The 23,224-nt window shown below is 47.6% G+C and carries 18 protein-coding genes and 1 pseudogene; 6 read left to right on the top strand and 13 right to left on the bottom strand.

All coding sequences use genetic code 11. The features are described from left to right. Positions 1 to 150: 150 nt before the first annotated feature. Positions 151 to 1,314 carry an iron-containing alcohol dehydrogenase gene (locus MHI06_RS22745; RefSeq protein WP_340399199.1) on the bottom strand — a complete coding sequence of 388 codons (1,164 nt, stop codon included), beginning with the start codon at positions 1,312 to 1,314 and terminating at the stop codon, positions 151 to 153. A gap of 92 nt (positions 1,315 to 1,406) precedes the next feature. Beyond that, positions 1,407 to 1,994, bottom strand: coding sequence for an MSMEG_1061 family FMN-dependent PPOX-type flavoprotein (locus MHI06_RS22750; RefSeq protein WP_248278215.1), 588 nt, complete (start codon positions 1,992 to 1,994; stop codon positions 1,407 to 1,409). Positions 1,995 to 2,229: 235 nt separating this feature from the next. Here MHI06_RS22750 and MHI06_RS22755 point away from each other — a divergent pair, with 235 nt between their 5' ends. After that, a complete protein-coding gene (locus tag MHI06_RS22755) occupies positions 2,230 to 4,239 on the top strand; it encodes a leucine-rich repeat protein (RefSeq protein ID WP_340399200.1) in 2,010 nt (669 codons plus the stop codon). A gap of 81 nt (positions 4,240 to 4,320) precedes the next feature. Here the strand turns inward: MHI06_RS22755 and MHI06_RS22760 are convergent, their stop codons facing one another. From MHI06_RS22760 to MHI06_RS22770, 3 genes are read right to left on the bottom strand one after another with little or no spacing between them, the layout of a single operon-like run. Beyond that, positions 4,321 to 5,919 carry a UDP-glucose--hexose-1-phosphate uridylyltransferase gene (locus MHI06_RS22760; RefSeq protein WP_340399201.1) on the bottom strand — a complete coding sequence of 533 codons (1,599 nt, stop codon included), beginning with the start codon at positions 5,917 to 5,919 and terminating at the stop codon, positions 4,321 to 4,323. Between the two features lie 14 nt (positions 5,920 to 5,933). After that, positions 5,934 to 6,923 carry a UDP-glucose 4-epimerase GalE gene (gene galE / locus MHI06_RS22765; RefSeq protein ID WP_017686840.1) on the bottom strand — a complete coding sequence of 330 codons (990 nt, stop codon included), beginning with the start codon at positions 6,921 to 6,923 and terminating at the stop codon, positions 5,934 to 5,936. A gap of 1 nt (position 6,924) precedes the next feature. Further along, the gene (locus tag MHI06_RS22770) at positions 6,925 to 8,106 is read right to left on the bottom strand and encodes a galactokinase (RefSeq protein ID WP_340399202.1); all 1,182 of its coding nucleotides are present in this window, start codon (positions 8,104 to 8,106) and stop codon (positions 6,925 to 6,927) included. Positions 8,107 to 8,259: 153 nt separating this feature from the next. On the opposite strand from MHI06_RS22770, the gene MHI06_RS22775 reads away from it, so the two are divergent. Then, on the top strand, positions 8,260 to 9,234 hold the full coding sequence (locus MHI06_RS22775) for an AraC family transcriptional regulator (RefSeq protein ID WP_340399203.1): 975 nt from the start codon (positions 8,260 to 8,262) through the stop codon (positions 9,232 to 9,234). Positions 9,235 to 9,310: 76 nt separating this feature from the next. On the opposite strand, the gene mgrA is transcribed toward MHI06_RS22775, so the two are convergent. From mgrA to MHI06_RS22805, 6 genes are all read right to left on the bottom strand, one after another. Next, a complete protein-coding gene (gene mgrA, locus MHI06_RS22780; RefSeq protein ID WP_340399204.1) occupies positions 9,311 to 10,318 on the bottom strand; it encodes an L-glyceraldehyde 3-phosphate reductase in 1,008 nt (335 codons plus the stop codon). A gap of 78 nt (positions 10,319 to 10,396) precedes the next feature. After that, the gene (locus MHI06_RS22785; RefSeq protein WP_340399205.1) at positions 10,397 to 11,137 is read right to left on the bottom strand and encodes an NAD-dependent protein deacylase; all 741 of its coding nucleotides are present in this window, start codon (positions 11,135 to 11,137) and stop codon (positions 10,397 to 10,399) included. A 271-nt stretch (positions 11,138 to 11,408) separates the two neighbouring features. Further along, a complete protein-coding gene (locus MHI06_RS22790; RefSeq protein ID WP_340399206.1) occupies positions 11,409 to 12,176 on the bottom strand; it encodes an HAD family hydrolase in 768 nt (255 codons plus the stop codon). 33 nt (positions 12,177 to 12,209) lie between these two features. Beyond that, positions 12,210 to 12,974 (bottom strand): alpha/beta fold hydrolase, encoded by a 765-nt coding sequence (locus MHI06_RS22795; protein ID WP_340402173.1) that lies wholly within the window; start codon positions 12,972 to 12,974, stop codon positions 12,210 to 12,212. A 92-nt stretch (positions 12,975 to 13,066) separates the two neighbouring features. Then, positions 13,067 to 13,732 carry a bifunctional 2-keto-4-hydroxyglutarate aldolase/2-keto-3-deoxy-6-phosphogluconate aldolase gene (locus tag MHI06_RS22800; RefSeq protein ID WP_169481846.1) on the bottom strand — a complete coding sequence of 222 codons (666 nt, stop codon included), beginning with the start codon at positions 13,730 to 13,732 and terminating at the stop codon, positions 13,067 to 13,069. Between the two features lie 88 nt (positions 13,733 to 13,820). Further along, positions 13,821 to 14,786, bottom strand: coding sequence for a sugar kinase (locus MHI06_RS22805; protein ID WP_340399207.1), 966 nt, complete (start codon positions 14,784 to 14,786; stop codon positions 13,821 to 13,823). A gap of 221 nt (positions 14,787 to 15,007) precedes the next feature. Between MHI06_RS22805 and MHI06_RS22810 the strand changes: the two genes are divergently transcribed. The 3 genes and pseudogenes from MHI06_RS22810 (at position 15,008) to ilvD (ending at position 18,418) form a co-directional block, all read left to right on the top strand. Continuing rightward, on the top strand, positions 15,008 to 16,048 hold the full coding sequence (locus tag MHI06_RS22810) for a fucose 4-O-acetylase (RefSeq protein ID WP_169481844.1): 1,041 nt from the start codon (positions 15,008 to 15,010) through the stop codon (positions 16,046 to 16,048). A gap of 123 nt (positions 16,049 to 16,171) precedes the next feature. Continuing rightward, positions 16,172 to 16,414, top strand: a pseudogene (locus tag MHI06_RS22815) (general stress protein); the annotation flags it as partial. Positions 16,415 to 16,732: 318 nt separating this feature from the next. Beyond that, entirely contained in the window at positions 16,733 to 18,418 is a 1,686-nt protein-coding gene (gene ilvD / locus MHI06_RS22820; protein WP_036616973.1) for a dihydroxy-acid dehydratase, read from the top strand. 229 nt (positions 18,419 to 18,647) lie between these two features. On the opposite strand, the gene MHI06_RS22825 is transcribed toward ilvD, so the two are convergent. Beyond that, positions 18,648 to 20,051, bottom strand: coding sequence for a polysaccharide deacetylase family protein (locus MHI06_RS22825; protein ID WP_340399208.1), 1,404 nt, complete (start codon positions 20,049 to 20,051; stop codon positions 18,648 to 18,650). A 174-nt stretch (positions 20,052 to 20,225) separates the two neighbouring features. Between MHI06_RS22825 and MHI06_RS22830 the strand changes: the two genes are divergently transcribed. Then, positions 20,226 to 21,422, top strand: a complete 1,197-nt coding sequence (locus MHI06_RS22830; protein ID WP_340399209.1) for an AI-2E family transporter — start codon at positions 20,226 to 20,228, stop codon at positions 21,420 to 21,422. Here MHI06_RS22830 and MHI06_RS22835 read toward each other — a convergent pair. Next, positions 21,401 to 23,098, bottom strand: a complete 1,698-nt coding sequence (locus MHI06_RS22835; RefSeq protein ID WP_340399210.1) for a penicillin-binding transpeptidase domain-containing protein — start codon at positions 23,096 to 23,098, stop codon at positions 21,401 to 21,403. The two genes, MHI06_RS22830 and MHI06_RS22835, sit on opposite strands and share 22 nt — an antisense overlap. Positions 23,099 to 23,224: the final 126 nt, after the last annotated feature.

Here is a 23,224-nt window from a genome sequence, read left to right on the forward strand (position 1 = left end):
ACTAACATCAAAATGTTTCAAAATCTTTCCTCAAATGTATTCTGGATCCGATAATGGGTATTGAATAAAAAAAACCGCAAGCCTCCATGAAGGAGACTTGCGGTCATTAGACATCAGGATGTGTCCGTTCGCTTGTCAGTGATTTTAGAATTACAGAGAAGCTTTGTAGATGGATACAACATCTTCCCGTTGCAGTTTCTTGAAATTACCGAATGGGCCGAACAACATCGCTTTATCAGCCATAACGTCGATTTGGCTATCATCGATATCATAATCAGCCAAACGGTTAGGGGCACCAATGGAAGTCCAGAATTTGCTGAGAGCATCAATACCTTCTTCGGCAATCTGTCTGTCCGACTTGCCTTCAGGACTCACTTCGAATACATTGATCGCCAGGCGTTTGAATCGGTCCACATTTACATCCAAGTTATGTTTCATCCAGTGTGGGAACAAGATCGCCAGTCCACCACCATGTGGGATGTCATACACTGCGGATACCGCGTGTTCGATATTATGTGTTGCCCAGTCTCCTGCGAGACCCATATTCAGTACACCATTCAATGCCATCGTTCCGCAATACAGAATTGTTTCACGCAGTTCATAGTTCTCCAGATCTTCTACCAGACGCGGTGCTGCTTCCATTACGGTACGCAGAATCGTCTCACAGAAGCCGAGTTGAACCGGTGTGTTGGCATCCAGATGGAAGTAATGCTCCAATACGTGGGACATCATATCCACCATACCGTATACCGTTTGGTCCAGCGGAACAGTGTATGTATTCACCGGATCCAGGATGGAGAATGCAGGGAATGAATAGGCGCTGCCCCAGCCCAGTTTTTCTTGTGTATCCTGATTGGTAATAACCGAACCGGAGTTCATCTCCGAACCCGTTGCTGCCATCGTCAATACGGTACCGAGTGGAAGAGCATCCTGTGCAACGGCTTTGCGCTGAGCAAAGTCCCACATATCGCCATCATATTTAGCACCTACAGCAATAGCTTTGGAGCAATCTAATACACTACCGCCACCTACAGCGAGGATCAGGTCGATATTATTTGTTTTGCAGAGGTCTACCCCTTTATGCACCGTAGAAAGACGCGGGTTAGGTTCCACGCCAGCCAGTTCTGTCACTTCTGCTCCAGCTTCCTTAAGCAAACCGATGACTTGATCGTACAAACCACTGCGTTTGATACTGCCGCCACCATATACAAGCAGAACCCGTTTACCGTATTTCGGCACTTCTGTTTTCAATGCTTCCAGTTGTCCTTTACCGAAAATCAGTCGGGTTGGATTATAGAATTGGAAAGATTTCATATCTATTGTCGCCTCCAATGGAGTTTAGAATTTTAGTGCAACTCCAATTATAGTACCCCGTTTATAGAAAAACAAATCGATAGCCACTCACTTTATAACAACCCGTTAATCTCCAAATGGGCTCGAAACATATCGCTCGTGGAAGGCAAATCCTCAGCGTCCACCCATGTTTCAGCAGACCATAATCCAGCTTGTTTGAATGCCCGCGGACAATGGATAAAGCATTCTTCCACATCCACAATGACAGCCGCACCAATCGTTTTACCGCTCCAGCCCATACTCGCGATAAATTCTTCATCCTTGGTAATGGTCGCTGCACCATTAATGCGCAGCACTTCATTCAGACCCGGAATCAAAAAGAGCATACCAATACCAGGGTTAGACAAGATGTTCAACAAGGAGTCTATCCGCCGATTGCCTGGGCGTTCGGGATAGACAAGCCGATATGTATCATATACTTTTACGAATCCCGCTCCATCGCCCCGTGGGGATACATCACTTTTCCCATCACGATCGGACGTGGAGAGGAAAAATAATGGTGACATGGATAGAAAATTCTGAACATGTGAATCCACAAATGAAATTGCCTTGTTACGCACATGTTCATGAGGTTCACCCACCATGCTTTGCAGTTCCTCTGCATCTGTAATCAACGGAATATTCAATGCCTGCTTTTCCAATTATTCGTCCCCGTTTCCTCATTGATTATGTTTTTCAATGGCTTTCCACCATTATACATGTGGGAACTGGCATCTTCCATTTCAGACAACAAATATGAGTGTTATTCAAAATACTGGAACCCCACATGCCCTCAGCTTGACCTATTGGAGATTCAGTATTGTTAATCTCATCTAACAGTTGTACTGTAACCACAAGGACTTCAAAATCCTTAACATAAATAAGGAGGTTATTGGATTGAAAAAAGCAAGCATTTTCGTCTTTGCTTTGCTAATGTTCCTCGTACCCTCGGGACAGATGGTTATGTATGCTGAGCCGAATAAAGAAAAAGACTTCATAACGAGCGCTAATGCTCATGGAATCACAATAAACGACTATGTGGGCACTTCGAAAGATGTCATTATTCCCGAAACCATTGGCGGTCAACTAGTTACTTCTATTGGTGAAAAAGCATTTTACAGCGATCATTTGACTTCTGTAGTTATTCCGCATACCGTCTCCACGATTGGAGAAAGGGCATTTGAAATCAATCAACTGACTTCTGTCGTCATTCCAGAGACTGTCACGACTATTGGAGACTTGGCCTTTGCATACAACCAGCTGACTTCTGTCGTCATTCCGGATAGTGTATCCACGATTGGGAACTCCACATTCACTAACAACCAACTGGTCTCTGTCGTTATTCCTGAGACTGTTATGTCGATCGGAAATAGTGCATTTACAAACAATAAACTGACTACTGTCGTTATCCCAGAGAATGTCTCAACTATTGGGAACTGGGCATTTGCATCTAACCAGCTGACTTCCATTGTTATTCCAAATCGTGTCTCTTCCATAGGACATGCTACATTTATGGACAATCAACTGACTTCTGTCGTCATTTCGGATAGTGTCTCCTCTATCGGGGCGATGGCATTTGCGGACAATCGCTTGGCAACTGTCTTCATTCCAGCTAGTGTCTTGTCAATTGGTTTCTTAGCGTTTGATGGTAACTCATCCCTTATTATTACGGGTTTTGATCCTTCCGAGGCTCAAAACTTCGCTAACTTTTATAGCATTCCCTTTCAAAAATTGAATATGGTCGTCTCCTTCGACTCCAATGGAGGGACCCCGGTTGCGGTCACTCAAGCCACTTATGGGCAAACCATTGTGCCTCCCACGCAACCTACCAAGGATGACTTCTCATTTGAAGGCTGGTATATAGATTCGGTTTACTCCCTTCCCTGGAGTTTTGATACCGATGTCGTGACTGGGGACATCACGCTGTACGCCAAGTGGACGAGTTCAATTACAACTGCGTCCAAAGTCACTAATAAGGAAGATCCCATTTCAGCTTTGACAGTCTCTTTTGACTCTCGCGGCGGAAGCCCTGTATTAGATACTATTGCTAGGCTCAATCAAGCGATTGCGCCGCCCACTCAGCCCAGCAAGAGTGGTTTTTCATTTGATGGTTGGTACATAGATTCGGCATTATCACTTCCCTGGAATTTTTCTAGTGATACCGTAAGTCGGGACATAACGCTATATGCCAAATGGGTAATAACGAATAGCTCTGAAAACAGTGGTGGTAGTTCTTCTTTCTGGCCAAGTAGCTCTCATACTGTCACATCATCTCAGGAACTTGAAACGGGAACGAAGCCTACAGCCGAACCTAAACCTAATGTTGAATCTAAACCTAAAGTTCCAACAACACCTTTGACTCCCATCGTGTTCAAAGATATTTCAACCCACTGGGCACGCTTGATGATTGAAAGTATCGCTGCACGTGGTCTTATAACGGGCTACCCTGATGCCACATTCAGGCCTAATCAGCCCATCTTACGTAAACACATGGCCGGTATAATCAGCGGGACGTTTGAGCTACCAATACTTCGAAAAGCCACTCCCTTTGCAGATGTAGAGCCCGGACATCCCTACTTTGAATCTATATCTCGACTACAGCAGATTGGCCTTATTGACGGCTTCCACCGCTCGAACGACTCAAACGACTTGAATGATTTCTTCCATCCGGACGCCGCACTTACACGGGCTGAGGCAGCGAAAATTCTGGTGCTCGCTCTGGACCTGCCGCTAATTCAAACAAGTTCTTTCGAGGATGTGCCATCCTCCCACTGGGCTCATGATTATATTGCCACACTGGCCGAGACTCGAATGGTTCTGGGATATCACGGACAGTTCAGGCCGGAGGAGTTCCTAACCCGAGCCGAGCTGGCTGCCCTGCTCTATCGTTCAATTCCAACAGAATAAACGACTGACTCGCGACTCCGTTGCAAATTTATATTAAAAAACACCAGCCCTTGTATGGGCTGGTGTTCGTCGTTATACCTGTTATTCAGTGTATCCCATGCTGCTTACAAAACGACGGAAAGCTTGGCGTCCTGCTTCATCATATTTGTAGACACCTGCATGCTCTAGAATCTCGGCAAATTTCAAGCCGACTTCCTGCTGTACAATGGCAATAGCTTGTTCTTTGTCCAGCTTAGGACCAAACCGTTTAATCAATTCTTCTGCCCAGCCCAGATGCTTGTTCAACACATGATCAGAAGCTTTAGCTGCTTCAGCAAGCTTGGCATCGCCAGCGAGGATATCCGCGATACTGTCCAGTTCTTCTTTCAAACGACCTGGCAGGATGGCAAGTCCCATCACTTCGATCAGACCAATGTTTTCTTTCTTCAGATGGTGCATCTCACGGTGCGGATGGAAAATCCCTTCTGGATGCACATCATTCGTACGATTGTTACGCAATACAAGATCCATCTCATAGCCACCGTCTGCACTGCGACGAACGATTGGTGTTACCGTATTGTGTGGTACTTGTTCCCCGTCCACTTCACTGAACGCTTCGATATCCACAGCTGAATCACTGTAGACCTTCCACGCTTCATATACAGCGTTACCCGCTTCAAGCAGCTCTGCAGAATCGTGTGAAGCCAGACGCATCACGGACATTGGCCATTTAACGAGACTCAATGTAAGTCCAGGTGCATCCGCATGGTGGAAGACCGCCTCTGGCTGTGCATTTTGAATCGCGAATGTATGACGACCACCTTGGAAGTGGTCATGTGTCAGAATCGATCCACCTACGATCGGCAAATCCGCGTTAGATCCGATAAAGTAATGCGGATACTCCCCGACAAAGGCAAGTAGTCTGCGCAGTGTATCCTTCGTCAGCTTCATCGGCACATGATCATGATGGAAAATGATGCAGTGCTCGTTGTAGTACACATACGGCGAGTATTGGAACAACCAAGGCTCGCTGTTAAGCTCCAGCGGAATGACTCTCAGATTCTGGCGGGCCGGGTGATTCACCCGACCAGCGTAGCCTACATTTTCACGACACAGCTGGCATTTTGGATATACCGGTGGCGGAAGCAATTTCGCCATAGCAATTTCCTTGGGACTTTTCTCCGGTTTCGACAGGTTAATAGTAATCTCCATGTCTCCATAGGCCGTGTCCTGTGTCCAGTAGACGTTCTTCGAGATCCGATCCATACGAATGTAGTTGGAGTTAATCGACAAGTCATAGAATTGAGATGTGGCCGCCTCAATGCCTTCCGTCTGCTCCGTGTGGCGGAATGCACGTACCACTTCGGAAGGGCGTGCCATCAAATGACCCATGATTTTCGCATCCAGCAAATCACGGAATGTATCGCTATTTTCAGGAATGAGTCCAATGGTGAATCCATAATCAATCAACGTATCCAGCATCGCCTGTGGACCATCGGGCACTGTCGTGTCCAACTCTCCAGCATAAGGCTCTGAGAATCCGAATTGTTCCAGCAGAAGGTTGCGGCTATAATCCCAATCCGCTTCCTCGATTAATTGTTTCTGCAAGGCAAATGCAACCAGACGTTCAATGGCATGCAGTGCTTCCTGCTGCTCCGGTGTCCGCTCTGTGGCACCTGCTGCAATATGAGTCTGTGACATAAGGTGTTCGCCTCCTAGTTTTTTCCGTAGCCGTCAGGACGTGATTGGTGCCAGCTCCAAGCGCTTTGAATAACATCTTCCAGATTGGTCCATTTCGGATTCCAACCCAGCACAGATCTCGCTTTTGCAGATGAAGCTACCAGCACAGCCGGATCACCTGCACGACGTGGCTCCTGTACAACCGGGATATCGAGGCCAGTTACTTTTTTAGCTGTTTCGATCACTTGTTTCACCGAGAATCCTGTACCATTACCCAAGTTAAACACGTTACTGTTCTCACCTTTGCGAAGATAATCTACTGCACGCAGATGCGCATCAGCCAAGTCGCTCACGTGGATATAGTCGCGGATACATGTTCCGTCTTCTGTAGCATAGTCGTCACCAAACACAGCGATGTGCGGACGTTGTTTCAAAGCCGTTTGCAGCACCAGTGGAATCAGGTGACTCTCTGGTTGGTGATCTTCACCAATTTTACCGCTGTCATGAGCACCGGCTGCATTGAAGTAACGCAGGGAAACGTATTTGATATCCTGAACTTTATCGAACCATGACATCATGCGTTCCATCATTAGCTTTGTTTCGCCATATACGTTGGTTGGCTCTGTACGATCGCTTTCTTCGATTGGCACTTTTTCAGGCTCACCGTAAGTAGCTGCTGTAGAAGAGAAGACGATGCGGCGTACGTTCGCTGCATTCATCGCTTCCAACAGACAGAGTGTACCAAACACATTGTTGTCATAATATTTAACCGGGTCTTTCATACTTTCGCCTACGAGTGAGTTAGCCGCAAAGTGAATGACTGCATCAATTGAATTTTCAGCGAACAGCTTCGCCAGAATTTCTTTGTCACGCAGATCCCCTTCATACAACTTACCACCGAGCAACGCCTCACGATGCCCTGTCTGCAAGTTATCCAGTACGACAACCTCTTCCCCACGTTCCAACAATGCTGCTACCGTATGAGATCCAATATACCCTGCTCCACCTGTCACCAAAATTGCCATTTTACTTCGCCTCCTTCAATTCTTTAACACCGTCGCCTACGCCGCACACATAAAAATCACCTTTGAGACGGGTACGCGCTTCATATGCAGCGCCCACTTCACTTACAAAACGCTCGACATCATCTTCATGCACAAGCGATACGGTACAACCACCAAATCCTGCGCCAGTCATCCGAGCACCGAGCGTGCCTGGAATCCGCTGAGCTTCTTCGACCATAACATCCAGCTCATCACAGCTTACTTCGTACAAGTCGCGAAGCGATTCATGAGAAGCGTTCATCAGCTTGCCGAAGGTTTCCAGATCATTACCCTGCAATGCTTCGACCGATGCAAGCACACGAGCGTTCTCTTCTACAACATGTTGTGCACGCTGTCTTACTTTCACATCCTTGATCTGATCCTGTAGCGTTACGAACTGCTCTGGTGTCAATTGAGCCAGGTAATTCAGTGCAGGCAGCTGTTCCTTCAAGATGGCAAGTGCCTGCTCGCATTGAGAACGACGTTCATTGTAAGCCGAATCCACCAGACCACGACGTTTGTTTGTGTTACCGATGACCAATTTGTAGGCACCTGTACGGAAAGGAACTTTTTCATACTCCAGTGTGTCACACATCAGCAGGATCGCATGATCCTGAGCACCGTTTGCGACAGCGAACTGATCCATGATCCCACAGTTGACACCGACGAACTCATTCTCTGCCTTTTGGGAAAGAAGCGCCAGTTGAACTGTATCAATATCCGATACGCCCTCCAGAGACTGAATCGCGAATCCCGTGAGTACCTCCAGAGATGCAGACGATGAAAGTCCTGCCCCGTTCGGAATCTCCCCGTGGTACAGGAAGTCGTACCCTTTCGTTACATTGACGCCTTTACCTTGCAGTTCAACCATGACACCAACAGGATAGTCGATCCATTCTCCGGTTTTCTCTTTACCGATGGTGGAAGTATCCAATGCTCCTTCATAAGACATGTTCGTGGAAGCCAGTTGCAACTTGTTATCCTGACGCTCACGGATAATTAATGTTGTTCCGAATTCAAGTGCTGCCGGAAGCACGTATCCACCGTTATAGTCAATGTGCTCACCGATCAGATTCACACGCCCAGGGGCATGAAATACACGGATGTCCGCTCCACTCTCTCCGTACTTCTCAATAAACTTTTGTTTCAATTCAGTTACGTTCACTGCTGGTGCACCTCGCCTCGTTGTTGTGGTTTTCTTAATGTTATTATATAAGAAAGCGATGCCTCTTGTAATGCAACCATGTGTGTTTCATATGGATAAATGTGACCTTAAGGCGTATAATGATCGAAGCATCCCGGAAAGAAGGAAACGACCATGGCAGACCAATCCAACATCAAGAAAGAACCTCTTGCATCTTCTATAGAAAAAATACAGGAATCACCTTCCGGTAAAAGCGGAGCACTCAGTTATTCGGTTGCCTCCAATCCGGTCTATTATGAACAAGGGGCATTGCATGTCCTGTTTGCCGGAGCAAGCCAGACACTTCCGGGGCACGCCCTCGGACCCAAACTGTTTGATTATTATCTGCTGCACTATGTAGAAAAAGGGGCGGGTACGTTCCGTACCGAACTGCACACCTACGAGTTATCCGCAGGTGATTGTTTCCTCATTCATCCCGGGCAACTGGTGAGCTACCAGTCCCATGCCCGTAACCCATGGCAATACCGCTGGATCGCCTTCACGGGCAGCCAGGCTGCCCAGCATGCCGATGAGGCGGGATTCCGCCCGGAGAAGTCCGTTTTTCACGCCGGACCCTCTTGTGGAATGTCCGATTGGCTATCCGTGATGCAAAATGCTTTTGCTGAGCGCAAAGAAAGCTCCCATTTCACATCACTGGGTACGTTATATATGATTCTAGCCGAAGCACAAAATCACCTTTCGCAGGGTCAAACCTTAATTCCTGGTGAATCCTCCATCCGACGTACGGTGAAACAGATGATACAATATATGTCCACCCAATATGCCTATCCTGTCTCCATTGAACAAATGTCTGCGAGTCTCGGTTACAACCGTGCGTATCTATCCCGTATTTTCAAACAGGAAACCGGACTTTCACCAGTCACTTATCTGCTAAAACTGCGGATCGACAAGTCGCGCCAACTCCTCAGGGAACGCCCGGATCTGTCCATCGAACAGGTATCTGCATCGGTCGGACTGCCAGACGCGCTGTATTTCTCCAAACAGTTCAAACGATTTCACGGTGAAGCGCCCAGCTTGTATCGAGAGAAAATCCTGTCCCGCTCGCCACATCAGGGGTTACAGAAGAACACTCAACAAAATAGACGTTGAACAACGTTACGGAACCATATACGACAAAAAAGGTGCATTCCGCCATTATGGCTAAGATGCACCTTTTGCACTTTATTTATTTGTCATCAGGCTCCGGAGACAGAATGGATTCAATCCGTTCCAATTCCTCTGTAGAGAAATCCAATTGGCTGAGTGCAGCCACATTCTCTTCAATCTGAGAAGGACGACTTGCGCCAATCAGCGCAGAAGTTACTCTGCCATTCCGCAGCACCCAGGAGAGTGCAAATTGGGCCAAACTCTGACCACGGGCTGCTGCAATCTGATTCAGCGCACGTACTTTGCGGAGCGTCTCTGGAGAGATGTTGTTCTCATTCAGGAATACCGACGGACCTTTGGCACGTGAGTCTTCCGGGATACCATTCAAGTATTTGTTCGTCAGCACGCCTTGTGCCAATGGACAGAATGCAATACTGCCTGTTCCATACTCATCCAGCACGTCCTGCAAACCATCTTCAATCCAGCGCTCCAGCAGGGAGTATTTCGGTTGATGGATTAACAATGGCGTACCCAGACCTTTCAGAATTTCGGCGGCCTGTCTTGTCTGCTCTGCAGGATAGTTGGAGATTCCTACATAGAGGGCTTTGCCCGAGCGAACAATATGATCCAGTGCCATCATCGTTTCTTCCAAAGGCGTTTCGGGATCATACCGATGTGAATAGAAAATGTCTACATAATCCAGGCCCATACGATTCAAGCTTTGATTCAGACTGGATACCAGATTTTTGCGTGAACCCCACTCGCCATACGGCCCGGGCCACATATAATATCCCGCTTTGGTAGAGATCACAAGTTCATCACGATAAGGTTTCAGATCCGAAGCCAGTATCTGTCCAAATAGTTGCTCTGCCGAACCTGCCGGTGGGCCATAATTGTTGGCAAGGTCAAAATGGGTAATACCCAGATCAAATGAACGGGTAATCATATTACGGCCATTCTCGGCATTGTTAATACCGCCAAAATTATGCCACAGCCCCAGTGAAATCGCTGGCAATTTCAAACCTGAACGCCCAACGCGGTTATATTTCATCGTTTCATAGCGAGTATCGCTTGCTACGTAGACCATTATGAATCCCTTCTTTCCCCAGGTTCCGCCTCTTGTGTCCGGTCTATGCCGGAGAATGCGGTTATTCAGTCCATACGTTTAACCAAGAAGCTGGTCCACATTATTCATTACCTCACCGATCGGCTCTGTAATCAGCAAATCAGCTCTACGGTCATAGGCGGTAGGTGTAGCATTCAACAGAACGGTATGTTTTCCCTGAAAATACGTAATTAACTGGGCCGCTGGATATACCGTCAGTGACGTGCCTCCCACGAGTAACAGATCTGCAGAAGACAGTGCATCAATGGAGCGATACAATGTCGTCTGATCCAGTTCCTCTTCGTACAGCACCACATCCGGCTTGATCACACCACCACATGCGGTACAGCGAGGTACGGTATCTTGGGATTGCATAATATCATTCAGCGTATAAAACTGCCTGCAATCCATGCAGGCATTACGATGAACTGAGCCGTGAAGCTCAAAGACATTGCTGTTGCCTGCCTTCTGATGCAGTCCGTCAATATTTTGCGTGATGACTGCCTGAAGTTTCCCCTCCTGCTCCAGACGGGCCAACAGTCGATGACACCCATTCGGTTCGGCATTCGGATGAAGCATTTTGCCACGATAAAAATCATAGAAAATATCAGCATGTTGATCAAAAAAATGCCGGCTTAACAATTCTTCCGGTGGATAAGGCGAATGCTGCTCCGTCTGATAAAGACCCGCAGCCGAGCGGAAGTCGGGAATCCCGCTTTCTGTTGAAGTCCCGGCTCCTCCAAAAAAAACAATTTGGGAGCTTTCCTGAATCCAAGCAGCCAGTTGTTCTGTTGCGTTCATCCTCTCTCCTCCTTTTATTTACTATATAAATTGAACTAAAGAATATTTACACTGGCCACTACGATGACAGAACAACCTTCCGATCGCTGTTATTCCCAGATTTTTTTGATTCCCTTTATAAAGGATAAATCCGAGGATAGCATATGCTTCCGATGTAGCTTTCTGTTAGAAAGCTTTTAGGCGAACGCTCCGCTTCTTCAGGTTATTTCTGTCCTCTCCATTTCGTGTAAATGTTAGTTCAATTTATATAGTCCAACCAAGCCAGGGTGACTTATATAATCACGCTTATCTCATTATAATGACGAATGATGGCATGGGCATCAACCAGGTGCGATCCTTGATCTGACTGTTGACAGTAACCGAGCGTATAAGATACTCCCGCGTGTCGCCCCATCTGCATATCCCCATTACTGTCCCCAATTACAACGGCCTCTCTAGGATCGATATGTAATTCACGGCAAGCCAAGAGTGCTGCTTCTCCATCTGGTTTACCCTGGGTCACCCGATCACAGCCCACAATGGATGTGAAAAAGGAACGGATCCCCATCCAATCCAGATGTGTTTCTGCTGCCGCTGTACTGTCTGATGTGACGACTGCCAGCGGTATGTCTGCTGCCTTGCAATTCTGCAAGAAATCCAGCAATCCGGGCATTGGTTCAGCCAGTTTCCTTTGCCTAACCTCTCGCATGGCCACACTTGAAAATTGGCGTATCGTTGTGATCGCTTCATTCCATGGCATGCCTGCCGCATATAGCTGCCCCGCAAGCAATCCCGTGCACTCATCAACAGTCGCAATGGCGAGCGGACCTTGCGGATCATATCCAACAATATGACCTTGTGCATTATGGATGGTGCCGAGAACATGCTCCAGTTCAACCGTAAATGAAGCTCCAAGCTCATTCATACGTGTTTTTAACTGATTGAGCAACGTCTCTGCCCACGGTCCCCATAACTGGAGGAATTCCAACAGTGTTCCATCTTTATCGAACAGGATACCTTTACATGGAATCTGCGCTCCATGGACTTGAAGCATGGTCATCCGTATCACCTCCGGTGATGAGTCTGGCAATCATTACTTGATGGTACTTAACCAAGCCAGAACTGTCTTTACGGTCTGATTCAGCTGTTCTTCTCCACTCACTTCCGGCTCGCCATCCCCTTTTTGATGACCATAATCACCGAACTGGGCGTGGTTTCCACCTTCAATGGTGTAATATACCGTGTCCTCTGGAAGATACATGCGTCCATTCTGATACTTCTCGGCATTCACGACCTCATCTTTAGTACCCAGAATAGATAAAGCAGGTATTCCAAGTGACTTTACGCTTCCTTTTTCATCCGGGTAAGATGCCAAGAAGAAGATCCCGTGAAGTGCATCTGGATGTGCGGCTACATAACGTGCAGCCATGGATCCGCCGAGAGAGTGTCCACCCATAACAAATTGTTCCTCTGGATATGCAGCCAGAATCTCATCTGCCAAGTTTGGCTTAAGCACTGCCAGGTTAACTGGCATCTTGGCAATAATCGTGTGATGACCCGCAGCAGCCAGCTCATGCGCAAGTGGTGCATAACTTTCCGGTTTTACCAGTCCACCAGGATAGAAAAGCACGCTTTTCCCAGCCGGTTTGTCTGGCACAAAATCAATCCAGTTCTCTTGTTCGCTCACCGTCACCTGATTGGCTGTAGCCATGGCCGTTTGAGCTGTTTCCTGTGGACCGTACGGTGTGAATAATTTCCACGCAACAAATCCACATCCAATGACAATGAGCGCCAGAAGTACGAGCAGGAATTTCCCGATGCCCCTCTTCTTGCGCCCTGTATTATACCGATTTCTCAACTTAATCACCTTTCTTCACTTCCGCAGGTGCCGCGGCTCACAGAATTGGGAGCCTTCGTTCATCAGGCTCCCCTTCTACGAATTGAAAAATATTATTCAGCCTTGGCCTTGCGGTAAGCATCCATATATTGTTCCGCTCTGCGACGGACATGACTCAGGTCACCCGTCTTCACAGCTTCCGATGTCAAGTCGGAGCCGATCCCTACAGCCACTGCTCCACCCTTGATCCAATCCCCCAGATTAGACAAGGATACCCCGCCAGTTGGCATAAAATTCGCCTGCGGCATAGGACCCTTCATCGTTTTGATAATCGTAGGATCATACAGGTTACCCGGGAACAACTTCACAATGTCCACGCCGAGTTCCAATGCGCGCTGCACGTCAGCAATCGTCATCACACCAGGCAGAATTGGAATTCGGTACAGGTTGCAAATCTGCACGGTATCCGGGTTCAGGGAAGGTCCGACTACAAACTCGGCACCTGACATAATAGCTGCTCTCGCCGTCTGCGGTTCAAGCACCGTCCCCGCACCAATAATCGCGAATTTCTCTGGGTCTTGTGTGTTCCAGTGGTATACACGGCTTAATTTTTCAATGGCTTTGAGGGCACTGGGTACTGTCATCGTAATCTCGATAACTTTAATGCCACCCGCAATCGCTTGCTCGGCCATGGCAATGACTTGATCCGCAGAATCTGCACGCAGAACCGCCACAACACCATTATCCGTAATTTTTTGCAACAGCTGAAGCTTCTTCATTTCATTCTCTCCCTTATCAATGTGGTGGTTGTGTATACAAGCCTTACATTTAAGAACGAAGATGAGACATATATGATTTCAGCAGCGACTAGCGCTCAACATGGGCAACATTGTTCAGCTTGGCCTCGACCTGCCCCCACGTCGGGAGCGCCTCCCAATCGCCAACAGCCTGTATAACCATGGAACCGGTCAAATTGCCGAGACGGGTTGCTTCCTGCGGGGAGTATCCTTTTAATAAGCCTGATAAAAATCCCGCGCAGAATCCATCTCCTGCTCCTACCGTATCCAGAACATGCTCCGCTTTAAAGTACGGAACTTCCGTTAGGGTACCATTCGCTAATACGTAGGTCAAATCAGGGCCACCCTTCACGATGCACACGGCCTTCATGGCAGATAGACGCTCAAGTACTTTTTGATCATTTTCTTCGTGATAGAGAAGTTTCATCTCGTCCAGACCCGGTAAAAAATAATCCGCGAGTTCAGCCAGACGCAGTAAAACTGGACGGGCCTCATCCGCTGACCATAGTTTGAGACGCAGATTCGGATCAAAGCTTACTTTCACACCTGCCTGTTTGGCAATATGTATGGCGGCTTCTACCGTAGCAAGACCGGAAGGGCTTATCGCTGCGGTAATACCTGTAAGGTGAAGTATCTTCGCCCCCGCAATATAATCGGGATCCAGATCATCAGGTGTGATCGCACTTGCAGCGGATAGCTTCCTATAATAATGTACCGAGGCTTTCCCGGAAGCGTTCTCACGAATCATCAAACCGGTGGGCTCGTGATCACTTAACCGTACTCGGGAGACATCTACGCCTTCACCGCGAATGGCTTTCAGAATCATGTTACCGATCGGATCATTGCCCAAACGTCCAAACCAACCACTGGTATGCCCCAGCCGGGATACGCCAATAGCCAGGTTGCTCTCGGCACCCCCGAACGACTTTTCCAGTGTGGCCGCATATTCCAGCCCTCTTGTATCCTTGGCAGTCAGCAAACCCATACTTTCCCCAAATGTAATAATTTCCGGGCTTGGATAGGGACTCGTTGACATGATTTCTTCCCTCCTTATATTTACATTTCCTCATCTTCTGTTACTATTGTCATCCTCTATGCAACCGTTGTCAATCCCGGAGCGTTCATTTTTTGTCACAGCTTTGAGAAAAGATAACGCTTACTAATGTGAATTAAATCACAATAGACAATGTACATCCATATTACCCTTATTACAGATGCAAACGACCTTACAAAAAGGGTCTATAAGGGGGCTGCACCATGAAAAATCAGACACTGATCCAGGATGATCAGGAATCTTTCTTTTACAATCTGCGCTTTATGCTTATCGTCTGTGTCCTTGCAGGTAATGCACTTGAACCACTCATCACACGCTTTGCAGGAGCGGAAGCTCTGTTCCTGTGGATATATACGTTTCACATGCCACTCTTTGTATGGGTAACCGGGTACTTTGCGACACACTCACTCCAAGGCGCGCCTGGGCGAAACGTTTTGAAGCAGATTGCCTTACAATATGTACTGTTTCAGTCCTTGTATGCATTAATGGACTTTACCGTGTTCCACACACCCCATATGCGGCTATCCTTCTTTGCACCTTACTTGCTGTTATGGTTTCTCGCGAGTCATTTCTGTTGGAGACTTTTACTCCGTCTTACGATTTCATGGAAACCGATATATCGATTGATTGGATCGATTGCGCTCGGTGTAATTGCCGGGTATTTGCCCATCGATGGGTTCTGGCTCAGCTTCAGCCGTACGTTTGTATTCTTGCCGTTCTTTGTCATCGGTTATGACTATGGAGCATCCATTCGTTCTCGAATATTATCCGGTTGGGGGCGAAAAACGGCAGCTATCCTCTCTGCTGCCCTGTTGGTATGGATCGGGTATGGAGGTTTGAATATTTCATCGGGATGGTTACTGGGCAGCATGACGTACGCCGAGCTGGGTCATCATGAATGGTATGCCGGCATCTTCCGACTGGGTGTATACTTGCTGGAAATTGCATCGGCAGCACTGTTCTTGGCCTGGGTACCTTCCTTGACTTCCAGACTGACGGACCTTGGACGACGCACACTCTATGTGTTCCTGCTGCACGGGTTTCTCGTTCGTCTTGCGATCTGGTCTGGAGTCTACAGTTATATGGGAAGTTCGGCGTATATCCCAGTCATACTTCTCATTGCCGTACTGTTCGCAGTCACGCTGGCTCTGCCAGCTGTACGTCACACGTTCAAACCCTTAATTGAACCAGATATATCCCGCTTTTCTTTCGATCGGCATGAGATATTTAAACGGTCGGCCTAAAGCTCTGACGGATCTCTTCGCTATCGATTCTATCCTGGTGTGTTGTTTCAGGCTGGAAATAAGGTGGTAAATTAGGGATACGCGCTACAAAAAACAACTTATCGTTGTAAGGAGTGATTTGTAATGGCACGTCAACCGACGTCAGAACGCAAGATGAGCCGTGAAGAAGCCGGCAGATTAGGTGGGAAAGCCACTTCCAAGAGCCATGATCGAAGCTTCTACCAGATGATTGGAAAAAAAGGTGGAGAAGCGACTTCAGATGCCCATGACACTGACTTTTACAAGCAGATTGGCCGCAAGGGCGGCGAAGCAACATCCGAAACCCATAACAAGGAATTCTATCGTGAGATTGGACGCAAAGGCGGAAGCAACTGATGAATCCCGCACGCCACATCGAAACATGATCATAGCTTTCCCGCAAATCAAGAAGTCTAATTCCATGAAAATGGTTTGAGGCTTCTTTCTATTGATTGTAGAAATATGACGACGGTTGTGATAGACTCAATAGAAAAACCGGGTGTTCACGGGTTTAAAGCAGCAAAGAATTTCACAAACTACGGGGAGCTCGACACCGGCTTGCCGGTCCTTTTTTTTAGAGTACGGATGAAATTAAACGACAGATGCACTGCCATTTACTTTTCCATTCATGTTGCTCAATATTATATATTTGGGGGGAAATACACCATGTCAGCCAAGAAGATGCGTTCCGATATGATCAAAAAAGGTTTTGACCGTGCACCACATCGGAGTTTGCTCCGCGCAGCGGGCGTTAAAGAAGAGGATTTCGGCAAGCCGTTTATTGCCGTATGTAACTCATACATCGATATCGTGCCCGGCCACGTCCACCTTCAGGAATTCGGTAAAATTGTAAAGGATGCTATTCGTGAAGCCGGTGGCGTTCCATTCGAATTCAACACCATCGGAGTAGATGATGGTATTGCCATGGGACACATTGGTATGCGTTACTCGCTGCCAAGCCGTGACATTATCGCGGATTCCGTGGAAACCGTTGTATCTGCACACTGGTTCGACGGCATGGTATGTATCCCGAACTGTGACAAAATCACACCAGGCATGATGATGGGTGCGCTTCGCGTAAACATCCCTACCCTGTTCGTAAGTGGTGGACCGATGAAAGCCGGTCGTGACAGTAATGGTAAAGCACTTTCTCTGACTTCCGTATTTGAAGGCGTGGGTGCTTACCAAGCAGGTAAGATCGATGATAAGAGCTTGCTTGAACTTGAACAGTTCGGCTGTCCAACATGTGGATCATGTTCCGGTATGTTTACTGCAAACTCCATGAACTGTCTGGCTGAAGCGATGGGACTGGCTATGCCAGGTAATGGAACGATCCTTGCCGTTGCTCCTGAGCGTCGTGAGTTTGTTAAACAATCTGCTACCCAATTGATGGAACTCATCAAAATGGACTTGAAACCACGTGATATCGTTACTGTAGAAGCGATCGATAACGCGTTTGCACTGGATATGGCGATGGGCGGATCTACCAATACGGTACTGCACACGCTGGCACTGGCTCATGAAGCAGGCATCGAGTATCCAATCGAGCGTATCAATGAAGTAGCTAACCGCGTTCCGCATCTGGCGAAGCTTGCTCCTGCTTCCGATCTTCACATCGAAGATGTTCACAATGCAGGCGGCGTAAGCGCAGTGCTGAACGAATTGCTCAAAAAACCAGGCGCAATTCATGGTGACTGTATTACAGTAACAGGTAAAACTATCCGTGAAAACGTAGAAGGAAAAGAAATTCAGGATACCAACGTTATCCACCACCTGGATAACCCGCATTCCGAAAAAGGCGGCTTGGCTGTATTGTTTGGTAACCTTGCACCACAAGGAGCGATCATCAAAGTTGGTGCAGTTGATGCTTCAGTTGGCGGATACCACAAAGGTCCTGCCATCTGCTTTGACTCCCAGGAGCAAGCGCTCGAAGGTATTGCTAACGGCAAAGTAAAAGAAGGACATGTTGTTGTTATCCGTTATGAAGGACCAAAAGGCGGACCAGGTATGCCTGAGATGCTGGCTCCTACTTCCCAGATCGTAGGTATGGGGTTGGGTGCCAAAGTTGGTCTGATCACCGATGGACGCTTCTCTGGCGCATCCCGCGGAATCAGTATCGGTCATATCTCTCCGGAAGCAGCTGAAGGTGGTCCAATCGCCTTTGTTGAAGAAGGAGACATCATTGAACTGGATCTGAACAACCGTATCATCGAATTGCACATCAGTGACGAAGAGTTTGAACGTCGTCGCGCAGGTTGGAAAGGCTTTGAACCAAAAGTAAAAACTGGTTACCTGGCTCGTTATTCCAAACTGGTTACGAATGCAAGCAATGGCGGAGTACTCAGTATCTAATTCATGTTAAATAAAGGGTTGCTCTTCTGCCAAATCTGGCGAAGAGCAACCCTTTTCTTTTACGCTAATTAGGACGTGTCTGAAAACTCGCTGAAGTGCATCTTTTACCGCCTTTTCGCCCCCTGCTGCGTCACTTTCCCTTGACGTGCCCCGGCACGCCTGCGGAAAACTTCCTGGCTTGGAACGAAAATTCGGCAAAATCTGCCTCTTAGGAGTTTTCAGACACGCCCTAGTTCCGCTCTGGAAGTATCTCTTGTTCGATCACAAGCGATCCAACTCTATCCTCTTCTACTGTTGCTGCCACCTGCGTTGTGTGCTGACCATATCGTTCCAACAGCAGGTCCAGTGGCATGGCTATCATCTTGGGTACCAATTGTTCTGTACGCTGTTTCAGACGTTTGGTTCCTGCCGGATGAATCACACTTAACAGCAGCTTCAGGTATATTTTAGATGCAGCACTGAACGGTCCAGGGGGCAAGTCTTGTATGGTAAAGCCGAACTTTTCCGGACCTCTGTTAATCATGCTCACACCGTATACGGCCTTCGCAGAACGTAAATCAGGTTCAAGTGCTATCATGCGCGCCAGATCCGGCAATTGTTGTTCCATCGTGCGGATCATGCGAATAGCCAAGTGCATACTGGAACGCGAAGTCACCCCAAGTTCGAACAACTTCTGATTGTCAAAATGTAATTCAATCACCGGATCTCCGTTTTGAATGACATGGCCGTCATTCATCTCCACCCGCGCACCATGATATACACGGGATCTGAAATGCAGCATCGGGTCCTCTGGCGAAGCCGTCCGCAGATGATATACCCAGTGGAACAACCTCTCCCAACCCAGCCATAAGGCAACAACGATTCGTTTCCATAGCTTCAACGGTGTCTGTAATTGAGTCTTGTTCTTAGATTCGCTCACTGTAATACCTCCCATCAACGTATCAACGCGTACACTTTGCAGCCCAAGCCGTTCAGCTTCCTGCAAGACGACTTCCAGCGCCTGAAGCATCTGCTCCGGCGCGTGTGCATCAGCACCGAGGGTGGTTCCTCGATCATGCAGCAGCATAACCTCCCCACCTCTTAGTTCCTTCAGCATCCGTTCGGTCAATCTCTGGGCACCTACTCGGCTTCTCCAGTCTTCAAACATGGAAGACCACAGTACGATTTTACGTTCTTTCTTGCTGAAAAAATCAAACAGATTCATAATCCCCCAAGGTGGACGATAATAACAAGTCTTCTCTCCAGTTACTTCATGAATAATCTGACCCGTTCGCAGAATCTGATTTCGAACGGTACGTGGCCGCATGAGCCAATTCGTTTTGTGAATATAGTTATGAATACCAATAAGATGGCCTTCCTCATGTATGCGCTGAATGAGTTCCGGATGTCTCGCAGCATGTTCTCCAACGACAAAAAATGTTGCTTTTGCTTGATGCTGATGCAGCAGATCGAGCAGCCTCGGCGTATAGTGTGGATCTGGCCCATCGTCAAACGTTAAGGCAAATTGTGTGTCACTTCTTCCCCGTCTGAATACACGAAAACCGAAAAGCCTGCTAATCAAACTTGGAATAAAGGCGTAAAAAGATGAAAGATACAATAACCACAGTAGAATACTCTGAAGTATCGATGTCATGTTGCTAGCTCCCCACTTCTCCTGCTGAATTACGGTGCGCTATGGCACTATCTAAAATAAACCGCCTTTAATTTTATCATAGTTCAGACTTTTCTTGAATCCTGTTTTCCCAAAAAGATAGCTATCGTGTACAATAAATACAATATAATTATTGCCATCAAAGGAGCCATGTCCATGCTACCGCTTTACAAAAAATACGGGCGAACCGTCTTTGACATCGCATTGCTCGTATTAACCGTGTATGTGATCATGTACGGTTTTAGTCAATTATACCAAGTGGCTGCACCCGTCTTTCTATCATTCATCGTGTATTGGATGATTGAGCCACTGGCCAAATTTTTACATCGCAAAGGATTACCCAAGACGCTTGGAGCCGCCATCTCCGTCTTGTTGTTTCTTGCATTAATTGTCGCTGCCTTTTTTGGTGTGGGTTTGATTATCATTTCACAAATTTCCAATCTTCAAGATAATTTTCCCGTATATATTGAAATGATACAGCGTGAATTCACCAATCTGGTTCTATTTATGCAGGACAAGTCCGATGCTCTACCTGATGGGATTATGGAAAAAGCGAACGAATATTTTGCAACACTGACCGGTTTCCTGTCCAAATGGGTAACTAGCGGAGCACAGTTCGTCGTCGGCTTCCTCAGTTCATTCTCTTCGTTTATTACGAACTTCGGAATAGCGATTATTCTGGCATTCTTTCTCAGTATCGAGATCGAATCCTGGCGCAAGTTCGCCCGTGCGAAAACGCCTAAAACCTTGAAATTAGCTATTGAATTCATGCGTAATCATGTGTTCAAAACGATCCGCTCGTATTTGAAGGCACAGATGATCATGATGCTAATTACGTTCGTATTGATTTATGCAGGTTTGTTGATTTTGGGAACCTCTAACGCCTTTACCATTGCAGCCATCTGTGCAGTCTTCGATCTGGTGCCACTGCTTGGTGTTCCTGTTGTATTCATTCCATGGATCGTCTACTTGTTCATTATAGGCAATAGTAGCCTGGCGATCGGCCTGATTGTCATTCTGGCAGTAACGATGCTGACACGACAATTGCTGGAACCGAAAATCTCAGGTAACTCGATCGGTGTATCTTCGGCGTACTTGATGCTTTCGTTTATGCTGATCTCCCTTTCAATCTTCGGCCTTGCTGGTGTAGTGTTATCTCCAGTGCTCCTGATCCTTCTAAAAGAACTGTTACAACAAGGGTACCTGCAAAAGTGGATTCACCTGCCAAAAGATGAATTTGAATCCTCTCCATTGGTCATGGACCCACCCGTTAACAAGGCCTCAGCGAATTCTGCCGAATCTACTGTACAACGTCCCGTTCCTGCGAAGGATCATGAGGACTCCGCCAAATAGTCCATCACCTTCCTGAAGAGAGCTGTCGCCTGATGATGGCTGTCTGGAGAGACATTCTGGACAAGAACAGCTACGGCGTATTTGGGTTGTTCTATCGGTCCATAACCAATGAACCATTGATGATTGAGCTCCTCCCCATTTTTTTGTACTTGAGCTGTACCTGATTTCCCTGCAACATGCCATCGTGCATGCTGCAGGGATTTTCCTGTTCCCTCACGGACGACCTTATTCATCCAGGATAGTAGTTTATGCGCTGTTGCGGGAGCAATCTGTCCTGCTGCTGAAGGTGAATCATGCAAGGGCATCTCCAGCATGGTGCCACCATCCGCATATCGGATGCGCTTAACGAGACGTGGGGCACTAACCTTTCCATCATGTAACAGTGTAACGATTAGATTGGCAGCTTGCAGCGGTGTGACCAAGACATCGCGTTGGCCGATTGCTGTCTGTATTTTCGCACCTTCATCAGCAGAAGAAACAGCCTCTGTTCTCACACGCCCGTGATCTTCATGATCAAAGTGCCGTAAGACGGGCATGCCAGCCATCTGTTTCCCCTCCCAACCAACAGGACGTGCCAGTCCCAGACGATCTGCCGTCTGCTCCAGTTGCTCCATACCAAACCTGCGCGCCGTTTCCGCGAATACGATGTTACAAGACTCGGCAAACCCTTGCTCCAGATTCAGGTTTCCATGCCCATGCTCCTTCCAGCAGGACAGCCCATATTTTCCGTATTCACCACCACAATAGAATTCTTCTCCGTTAGAAACCGCATGATATTCCAACGCAGCCGCTGCAGTGACGATTTTGAAAATGGAACCCGGTACGGCTCCCTGTACTGCACGATTTCCCCAGGCCGATTGCTTGGGGTCCACGTGTTGTGGCTGATAGAAAGGGCGGGAGATCATGGCGCGAACATCTGCGTTAGCGACATCAAGCACAACAACAGCTCCCTCTTCTAATCCAGATTCTTCTGTCAGCTGCTCCAGCCCACGCTGCAACTCGGCATCCACAGTGGTTTCCACACGTAAAGGATAATGGCTATTGGCTGGTGCAATGACATGCGGCTGAACATCGGGGATAATCTCTCCACCACCCGAGACCATACGTGATACTAGTGTAGGGCCAATGCCCATCAACAGGGGTTCAAGCGTTCTCTCCAGTCCAGCTGCCCCTGATTTCATGGCAAAAGGCTGTTTCACTTCATCCTGATGTCCAGGTTTTCCTTTGGAAGATCCCGGCTGTTCAGCCAGATAACCCATCCACTGCATTCCCGTATACCCCTGAAGATACCTTGTCATCATCGGATATATGCCGGCTTCTTGCAGATGCAGAGTACGTAGGCGCTCAACCTGAGATTCGGTCAAATGAACAGGCTGCTGTGCACCTGCTGTCCAAAAATGAGGTGTGCTCTCCTGATTCCATTCCTTTTTTAATTGATCCAGATCCGTATGTAAAATAGCTGCCAACTGTGTCATCTCGGAGCCTTCCAACACTCCATACTTTCGTACTTTCTCTGATGGACCTGTCTGTGGAAAAAGAACCAAGCCCCATTGCAGCTTCCCCGTCAACGCCTCGCCTTTGAAATCCGTAAATTGTCCCCGCCCTGGATCAAGCATTACCCCACGTTCACGTTGCAATACAGACATTTCACGTACCGTTCGGTGAAATCCAGGCATGGTCTGATTCACCTGAACGATCTGAACCCATCCCAATCGCAATATAAGTAGCCCAAAGACAAGAGTTAGAAGAATACAAGCTATATAAATCCGCCGTTTCGCAAGAAGATGCATCCCAATCTCACC

The organism is Paenibacillus sp. FSL H8-0079 (assembly GCF_037991315.1).
Lineage (GTDB): Bacteria > Bacillota > Bacilli > Paenibacillales > Paenibacillaceae > Paenibacillus.

Coding starts and splice junctions, on each gene's coding strand:
- MHI06_RS22745 (WP_340399199.1), bottom strand. CDS start 1,314: ATGAAATCTTTCCAATTCTATAATCCAACCCGACTGATTTTCGGTAAA.
- MHI06_RS22760 (WP_340399201.1), bottom strand. CDS start 5,919: ATGTCACAGACTCATATTGCAGCAGGTGCCACAGAGCGGACACCGGAG.
- galE (WP_017686840.1), bottom strand. CDS start 6,923: ATGGCAATTTTGGTGACAGGTGGAGCAGGGTATATTGGATCTCATACG.
- MHI06_RS22775 (WP_340399203.1), top strand. CDS start 8,260: ATGGCAGACCAATCCAACATCAAGAAAGAACCTCTTGCATCTTCTATA.
- mgrA (WP_340399204.1), bottom strand. CDS start 10,318: ATGGTCTACGTAGCAAGCGATACTCGCTATGAAACGATGAAATATAAC.
- MHI06_RS22785 (WP_340399205.1), bottom strand. CDS start 11,137: ATGAACGCAACAGAACAACTGGCTGCTTGGATTCAGGAAAGCTCCCAA.
- MHI06_RS22790 (WP_340399206.1), bottom strand. CDS start 12,176: ATGACCATGCTTCAAGTCCATGGAGCGCAGATTCCATGTAAAGGTATC.
- MHI06_RS22800 (WP_169481846.1), bottom strand. CDS start 13,732: ATGAAGAAGCTTCAGCTGTTGCAAAAAATTACGGATAATGGTGTTGTG.
- MHI06_RS22805 (WP_340399207.1), bottom strand. CDS start 14,786: ATGTCAACGAGTCCCTATCCAAGCCCGGAAATTATTACATTTGGGGAA.
- MHI06_RS22810 (WP_169481844.1), top strand. CDS start 15,008: ATGAAAAATCAGACACTGATCCAGGATGATCAGGAATCTTTCTTTTAC.
- ilvD (WP_036616973.1), top strand. CDS start 16,733: ATGTCAGCCAAGAAGATGCGTTCCGATATGATCAAAAAAGGTTTTGAC.
- MHI06_RS22825 (WP_340399208.1), bottom strand. CDS start 20,051: ATGACATCGATACTTCAGAGTATTCTACTGTGGTTATTGTATCTTTCA.
- MHI06_RS22830 (WP_340399209.1), top strand. CDS start 20,226: ATGCTACCGCTTTACAAAAAATACGGGCGAACCGTCTTTGACATCGCA.
- MHI06_RS22835 (WP_340399210.1), bottom strand. CDS start 23,098: ATGCCTGGATTTCACCGAACGGTACGTGAAATGTCTGTATTGCAACGT.